This window comes from Trebonia sp. (assembly GCF_049794275.1).
Taxonomy (GTDB): Bacteria; Actinomycetota; Actinomycetes; order Streptosporangiales; family Streptosporangiaceae; genus Trebonia.
In genome coordinates this window covers 1-1,807 of sequence record NZ_JBARCR010001250.1, presented here as the reverse complement: position 1 = coordinate 1,807, position 1,807 = coordinate 1, and the positions used below count along the sequence as shown (strand labels likewise).

The window sequence follows — 1,807 nt, the reverse complement described above, 5'->3', positions numbered from 1 at the left end:
GGCATGGTCACGAGCAGCGGGCCGAGCGCGTTGCCCGCCTCGGTCAGCCGGCCGGTCTGCGCGTCGCTGGCCAGCTTCCCTGGCCGCCGCGCCGCGGCCTCGACCGCGATCGCCGACAGCTCCCCTGTGGCCACCGACCGCACCCGGTCTACCAGCTCGTGCGCCTCGTCGACGATCACCACGCGGTGCTCTGGCAGGATGCCGCCGTCGCCGAGCGCGTCGATGGCGAGCAGCGCGTGGTTGGTGACGACGACGTCGGCCTCGGCCGCTATCCGCCGCGCCCGCTCGCTGAAACACTGCGGTCCGAACGGACAGCGCTGACTCCCGATGCACTCCCGCGCCGTCACGGAGACCTGGCGCCACGCCTGGTCGGGTACTCCCGGGACGATGTCGTCCCTGTCTCCTGTCGTGGTGTTGTTGGCCCACTTGTGCAGCCGCTGCACGTGAGCGCCGAGCGCGCTGGCCGCCTGGAACAGGCTTTGCTGGTTGTCGTCGGGGGCATTACGCAGCTTGTTCAGGCATAGGTAGTTGTTGCGGCCCTTGAGGATCGCGAAGTCGGGAGTGTGGTGCAGCGGGAAGCGCAGCGCCTCGGCCAGCCGCGGCAAGTCACGGTCAACGAGTTGGCGCTGCAAGGCGATTGTGGCGGTAGACACCACGACGGGGCCGCGCCGGTCCGTGGCAAGCCGCAGCGCCGGAACGAGATAGGCCAGCGACTTGCCGGTCCCGGTGCCGGCCTGCACAGCCAGGTGCCCCCCGTCCTCCATGGCTTCCCAGACGGCTTGCGCCATGTGAGTCTGCCCGGGCCGTTCCGAACCTCCGATCGCGGAGACGGCCGTGTCCAGCAGCGCTTGCACCGGGGAGTCATCCGGGGAACTGTCGCCCACGAGCGAGACGCTACCCTATGCAGATGCCGGTTTACGCCCTCGGTGATGACGAGCCAGACATCCACGACCTCGCCTATGTGGCCCCCGATGCGGTCGTCATCGGCCGGGTCACGATTGGACCGGAAGCTTCCATCTGGCCGGGGGCGGTGCTCCGCGGCGACCACGGGACGATCACGGTCGGCGCGCGCACGTCGGTGCAGGACGGCACCATCGTGCACTGCACCGTGGACTACCCGACGGTGATCGGCGCGGACTGCGTGGTGGGGCACAACGCGCATCTGGAGGGCTGCGTGGTCGAGGACGGATGCCTGATCGGCTCAGGATCGATCACGCTGAACCGCGTCGTCGTCGGCGCGGGCTCGATCGTCGCCGCCGCGGCGCTGGTACCAGAGGGCTTCGTGGTCCCGCCGCGATCACTGGTGGCGGGCGTGCCCGCGACGATCAAGCGCAGCGGCATCGACGCCAGCTGGACGCAGGAATCGGTCCGGCACTATATCGAGACCGCCCGCGAACACCGCAAGGGATTGCGGCGCCTCAGCTAGCGGTCGCGCCGGACTCCTGGCCCTCGCTGTCGTGCTCCCGAGTCAGCAGTCCTTCGAGCAAGACCACCTCGGCCTCGCTGAGGTCGTGGCTGACGGCCGCCTTCCTGGTGAGCTCGCGCGCCGAGTCGAGGTCGCGCTGAGCCCGCACGAGTTCCTCGCGCAGCCGCACGTTCTCCGCGGTCAGCGTGCCGTGCCTGCTCCACGCGGTGGCGAGCTCGAGCTCGAGCGCGGCCACGGTCTGCTGAAGGTCGGCCGGGGTGGCCGCCAGCCGCCTGACGACCTGGACGAGCAGCCTGCGGGCCAGCTCGTCGTAGTCGAACTCAGCCGCGGCCATCGCGGGCGGGGAGGGCAGCCGCTTGCCGTTGCCGTCCAGCCCGGCGC

General features: G+C 70.5%; 3 protein-coding genes. 1 reads left to right on the top strand and 2 read right to left on the bottom strand.

Features of this window, described 5'->3' with window-relative positions:
• The coding region (locus WA805_RS30580; protein WP_425244062.1) for an ATP-dependent DNA helicase at nucleotides 1-884 on the bottom strand (884 nt) is incomplete at its 3' end.
• Nucleotides 885-907: 23 nt separating this feature from the next.
• Here WA805_RS30580 and WA805_RS30575 point away from each other — a divergent pair.
• A complete protein-coding gene (locus tag WA805_RS30575) occupies nucleotides 908-1,426 on the top strand; it encodes a gamma carbonic anhydrase family protein (RefSeq protein WP_422280616.1) in 519 nt (172 codons plus the stop codon).
• Here WA805_RS30575 and WA805_RS30570 read toward each other — a convergent pair.
• The coding region (locus tag WA805_RS30570) for a hypothetical protein (RefSeq protein WP_425244061.1) at nucleotides 1,419-1,807 on the bottom strand (389 nt) is incomplete at its 5' end. The genes WA805_RS30575 and WA805_RS30570 overlap by 8 nt on opposite strands.

What these genes read in the sequence shown, in the direction of transcription:
- WA805_RS30575 (WP_422280616.1), top strand. Translation starts at nt 908, where the DNA reads ATGCCGGTTTACGCCCTCGGTGATGACGAGCCAGACATCCACGACCTC.